Source organism: Nostoc sp. DedQUE04 (assembly GCF_034530995.1).
Lineage (GTDB): Bacteria > Cyanobacteriota > Cyanobacteriia > Cyanobacteriales > Nostocaceae > Nostoc.
Window position 1 is genome coordinate 73,326 of sequence record NZ_JAVRCA010000039.1, and the last position, 4,541, is coordinate 77,866.

Here is a 4,541-nt window from a genome sequence, read left to right on the forward strand (position 1 = left end):
ATGAGTATTCTCGCGCCTCTGCCCTAAGTAGTTTGGCACAGATATTGCCTCCTGAGTTGTTAAGTGAGGCTCTGGCTGCTGCTAGGGAGATTCAGGATGAGTATTCTCGCGCCTCTGCCCTAAGTAGTTTGGCACAGATATTGCCTCCTGATTTGTTAAGTGAGGCTTTGGCTGTTGCTAGAGAGATTCAGGATGAGAGATGTCGCGCCGATGCCCTAAGTAGTTTGGCTGATAAACTTTCACAAATACAAAAAACTCGACTTTTTGATCGCTGGCGAGATACCGTTCATGTCTTATCTCTCCGTACTCGCCCAAATTTACTTAGCGATATAAACGCATTAACTCCTGTGATATTTACTTTAGGTGGTCAACAAGCAGTAAAAGATACAGCTTCTGCCATCTCTGATGTGTCACGATGGTGGAGCTAAAGAACAACATCTTGAGTGAGAGATCGCATTCCACGTATGAGCCATTACGTGTAATTAGTGACTATACATATTGATATAACGTGATCGCTTTTCTGGCATTGAGCCGACAATCGTGGAATTTGGGTTTAGATGGTACAGGGCGTAGATCGAAGGTTCGGATACTGTTGGCGAATTCATGTAAACCGCAATTTCTGGTGTGAGCAGCTATGACATTTCAAAGCTTTGAGGATAGCGATCGCATTTCGCCAACAGAGTCCGGTAATGCCTTATCTGCCGCCGCTGACTTTTGTGTGTAAATGAAGATACAATAATTGGCTGCCCACAATAAAAACCCATGTTGAGCCAAACACGACGCGCGTTGGAAGACTTCGATAATCAACACGATTTTGAGCGTATGGCCGCCGACATTTTGAATGCACTTGGCTACTCGAACGTTGAGCCTATGGCACCTGGTGGTGGTGCAGACGGTGGACAAGACATCAAGTTTCGGGAAGGGGATAGTCCCGGCATTGCATTTGTGACATTGGAAAAGAATATACGAAGCAAGTTTAAACGTGATCTGGCGAAGCAGAACGACAGCGAGGGTGTTATTGGCCTATTCTGCAATGTGGACGTTAGTCCCACCATAAAACTGAGCTTTGCGAAGGAAGCAATCAACAAGGGATATAGACTCGAAGTGTTCGATTTAGAACGTCTCAGGAGTCTGCTCGATAGCAGCTTGAGGGATGTGCGTCGGCGATATCTTAAGATAGACGATGAAGTTGCCGCCCAACTGCGGTCAGAAGTTCGTAAGCTTCTGCGGTTTCCTGCTGCAATACCAGATGTGTCAGTCCCCCCAGCACTGATCGAGATAATGTTAGTGGACAAGCTTCCCTGTAGACTGTTTGATCTGCTTATCCGCTATGAGGAGAAAGATATCGTTGAGGTTCCTGAAATCGGTGGCACTCTTCACAATTACTTGACAGCCTACTATCAGTTTCGGCAGAAAGCTCTACAAATTGAAGATCAATTGGTGTCAAGAATAGGCGAGATGGTGATCTGCCGCTTCAGGGAAGCTTGGGAGATTTATTACAAATATGTGATGATAAGATTTGGCGGTAACTCCAAAGAGGATGTAATTGCCGGGGGCAACTTCCTCAACTACAGTATCACCTGGGATGACGCTGAACGAGTATTTATTTCACTTTCCAGCGGCGAAGCAGTAGCTTCGATGGTTTCTGATCTTTTTCTCCTGCACAAGGATCTTGTTCAAAGGTTGTATACCCTAAGTGCTAGGGACAGCTAACCCTTTCTTAACACACCCCGCCCTGCCTACCTGTAGCGAACTGCAAACATCGGGAGATAAAACTGCAAACAAGCCGATTTTGAAACCACATTAACTGCAAATAAGAGGGGTCTCAAAAATGGCTTGTTTGCAGTTCGCTACACTTAAGAGTACCGTACAAATAATGATCGTGTTCACTAGACCAGTCCTCAGATGCCTCAACAGTTCCTACCATTGCCTCCAGCACATCCCAAGCATCACCATTGGGTGATGGGGATTTCAATTCTTGAATTGTAATGACATAACGCGTGTTCGGTGTCAAATCCAAGGGCGCATCTGGGTGCAAAACATTTCCATCAAATACAACCGTTACCATCTTGTTCATAAAAACCTTTGGAATGTTCCTTAGAGCTTATGCTGAAATATTTTCTAGATTCTTTATTCTAGTTTCTAGATTCAATAGTGCTGACTGCAAATTCTCCTCTGAATCAATCTCTTCCCAGTTTACGGGCATTGCCTTGAACAATTCCAAAGCAGCTTGCACCCAAACTTCCTTCGGTACTTTAGCACCATGCTTGCGCTTGCCTTTTTTTAGTAGATCGTTGAGCCAGTCGTTCAGTTCGATTGGTAGGCGCAGCCCCTTAAAGTAGACATCCCATACAAAAAAAGCAGCTTATTATCGAATAAAGCATGAATCTGGTGATGGCAAGCAGAACAGATGTTTGCTGTTGGGCCTGGGTCTTGTTTTTTGCGTTTGGTATTTTGTCGCGGAACTAAGTGATGGACAGTTAAATTCTCCATCTCTCTATGGCATAGTTCACATTGCTCTTGTTGGTTTTTAGACACCTGATTTTACAAAAAAACCCTATCTTTATCTCATAGGATAGCTATTACTCAATACATTCTGCACGCGATCGCCTTTTTCCTTGCTTGAAACTGGAATTGGAGGGCGTAGTTTACCGCCGTGCATCGCCTCCCTCCAATCACCTCACCACCCTTAATCATCGACACTAAAAAGCGCCCCCCTTTTGAGGAGAGCGCTTTTGATTCTATTTAATTTTTAGTTGACTTGGATAACAATTAACCGTTGATGGAAGGAGCGGTGAGAGCCACAGGAGCAGCCTCAGCACTAGCCAAATCCAGAGGGAAGTTGTGAGCATTACGCTCGTGCATAACTTCCATACCCAGGTTAGCGCGGTTGATTACATCCGCCCAAGTTGAAATCACACGACCTTCAGAGTCAATGATTGACTGGTTGAAGTTGAAACCGTTCAAGTTGAACGCCATTGTGCTTACACCCAAGGCGGTGAACCAGATTCCGATTACAGGCCATGCTGCGAGGAAGAAGTGCAGCGAACGGCTGTTGTTGAAGGAAGCGTATTGGAAGATTAACCGACCGAAGTAGCCGTGAGCCGCAACGATGTTGTAGGTTTCTTCTTCTTGACCGAACTTGTAACCGTAGTTTTGAGATTCGGTTTCGGTGGTTTCACGAACCAAGGAGGAAGTTACCAAAGATCCGTGCATTGCAGAGAACAAACTTCCGCCGAATACACCAGCTACACCTAATTGGTGGAAGGGGTGCATCAAGATGTTGTGTTCTGCTTGGAACACGATCATGAAGTTGAAGGTTCCACTTATACCCAAGGGCATACCATCGCTAAATGATCCTTGTCCGATCGGGTATACCAAGAATACTGCACTTGCTGCTGCAACTGGAGCAGAATATGCGATTGCAATCCAAGGACGCATTCCTAAGCGGTAGGATAGTTCCCACTCACGACCCATGTAGCAGAATACGCCAATCAGGAAGTGGAAAATTACTAGTTGGTAAGGACCGCCGTTGTACAACCACTCATCAAGAGATGCTGCTTCCCAAATTGGGTAGAAGTGCAAACCGATGGCATTGGAGGAAGGTACTACTGCACCAGAGATGATGTTGTTTCCGTAAATCAAGGAACCTGCTACTGGTTCGCGGATGCCGTCAATGTCTACTGGAGGAGCAGCGATGAAGGCGATTACGAAGCAAGCGGTGGCGGCTAGCAAGGTGGGTATCATCAATACGCCGAACCAACCGATGTAGATCCGGTTATTGGTGCTGGTGATCCATTCACAGAATCGATCCCATACATTGGCGCTTTGGCGCTGTTGTAAGGTTGCTGTCATGGTTTTATAAGTGCGATTTAATTCATGTATGAATCAGGCGTGTTTGTTTTCGCCTGCATAAGTAATTTACACTGCTTTACAAAAGTTAATCAAGTGCTAATAATTTTGTAGAGTCAATAGAAATCATTAGCTTTACTTATTTAAGGGCTAGATAAGTACTCAAACGCATAAGAGATGAAAAAAGAGCGATCGCTGCTTAGTCTGGTGCATGAAAGATACCACTGAGCAATTTGTATTGCTATCCTTCTAAATACTCTGCCACTGCTGCCAAATCTGACATTGCCCGATTCAGGCGATTAAGCATTGCCTCGGCTACTTCTGGTTGAACGCTGATGGTTTCTAGTTTTTCTCTTAGATGACGGTCTAGAGCTTCTATCCACAGTGACAATTCTGTATGACGAATTGCTGTCAGTAGTCCCATATTTCTTAAAACAGCCAAATGAAACCCAAGTTGGTTTTGTCCGCCGTAGCCTAAATATCCGTCCCACAATTCCAACTTTTCTGGGGTAAATTCTACATATTGGTCAAAAGTAATACCCGCTCTTTCTAATTCGGGTTGTGGCAGGGGAAGTTGAGAGTTAGTCATAGTAATATTTGCAATAACTGATATTACCCTTGCTTACTACTCTAATACCCCTCTTCTGTCACTTTCCGAGTATTCTGAATAAAAGGATTAAAAGAAAAAA

General features: G+C 44.6%; 5 protein-coding genes and 1 pseudogene. 2 read left to right on the plus strand and 4 right to left on the minus strand.

All coding sequences use genetic code 11. The features are described 5' to 3' along the window. Together RM049_RS23870 and RM049_RS23875 are read left to right on the plus strand one after the other, a co-directional pair. Positions 1-428, plus strand: a pseudogene (locus RM049_RS23870) (hypothetical protein); the annotation flags it as partial. A 334-nt stretch (positions 429-762) separates the two neighbouring features. Then, positions 763-1,713: a hypothetical protein gene (locus tag RM049_RS23875; protein WP_322705937.1), complete on the plus strand. Its 951-nt coding sequence runs from the start codon at positions 763-765 to the stop codon at positions 1,711-1,713. A gap of 112 nt (positions 1,714-1,825) precedes the next feature. Here the strand turns inward: RM049_RS23875 and RM049_RS23880 are convergent, their stop codons facing one another. The 4 genes from RM049_RS23880 to RM049_RS23895 all read right to left on the minus strand — a co-directional run bounded on the left by RM049_RS23880 (position 1,826) and on the right by RM049_RS23895 (position 4,441). Beyond that, a complete protein-coding gene (locus tag RM049_RS23880; RefSeq protein WP_322705938.1) occupies positions 1,826-2,077 on the minus strand; it encodes a hypothetical protein in 252 nt (83 codons plus the stop codon). Positions 2,078-2,307: 230 nt separating this feature from the next. Then, positions 2,308-2,538 carry an HNH endonuclease gene (locus RM049_RS23885; RefSeq protein ID WP_322705939.1) on the minus strand — a complete coding sequence of 77 codons (231 nt, stop codon included), beginning with the start codon at positions 2,536-2,538 and terminating at the stop codon, positions 2,308-2,310. 234 nt (positions 2,539-2,772) lie between these two features. Further along, on the minus strand, positions 2,773-3,855 hold the full coding sequence (gene psbA / locus RM049_RS23890) for a photosystem II q(b) protein (RefSeq protein ID WP_322705940.1): 1,083 nt from the start codon (positions 3,853-3,855) through the stop codon (positions 2,773-2,775). 238 nt (positions 3,856-4,093) lie between these two features. Beyond that, positions 4,094-4,441 (minus strand): hypothetical protein, encoded by a 348-nt coding sequence (locus tag RM049_RS23895; RefSeq protein WP_322705941.1) that lies wholly within the window; start codon positions 4,439-4,441, stop codon positions 4,094-4,096. Between the last annotated feature and the right edge of the window lie 100 nt (positions 4,442-4,541).

Excerpts from the sequence above, each read along its gene's own strand:
- RM049_RS23875 (WP_322705937.1), top strand. The coding sequence starts at position 763 with ATGTTGAGCCAAACACGACGCGCGTTGGAAGACTTCGATAATCAACAC.
- RM049_RS23880 (WP_322705938.1), bottom strand. The coding sequence starts at position 2,077 with ATGAACAAGATGGTAACGGTTGTATTTGATGGAAATGTTTTGCACCCA.
- RM049_RS23895 (WP_322705941.1), bottom strand. The coding sequence starts at position 4,441 with ATGACTAACTCTCAACTTCCCCTGCCACAACCCGAATTAGAAAGAGCG.
- psbA (WP_322705940.1), bottom strand. The coding sequence starts at position 3,855 with ATGACAGCAACCTTACAACAGCGCCAAAGCGCCAATGTATGGGATCGA.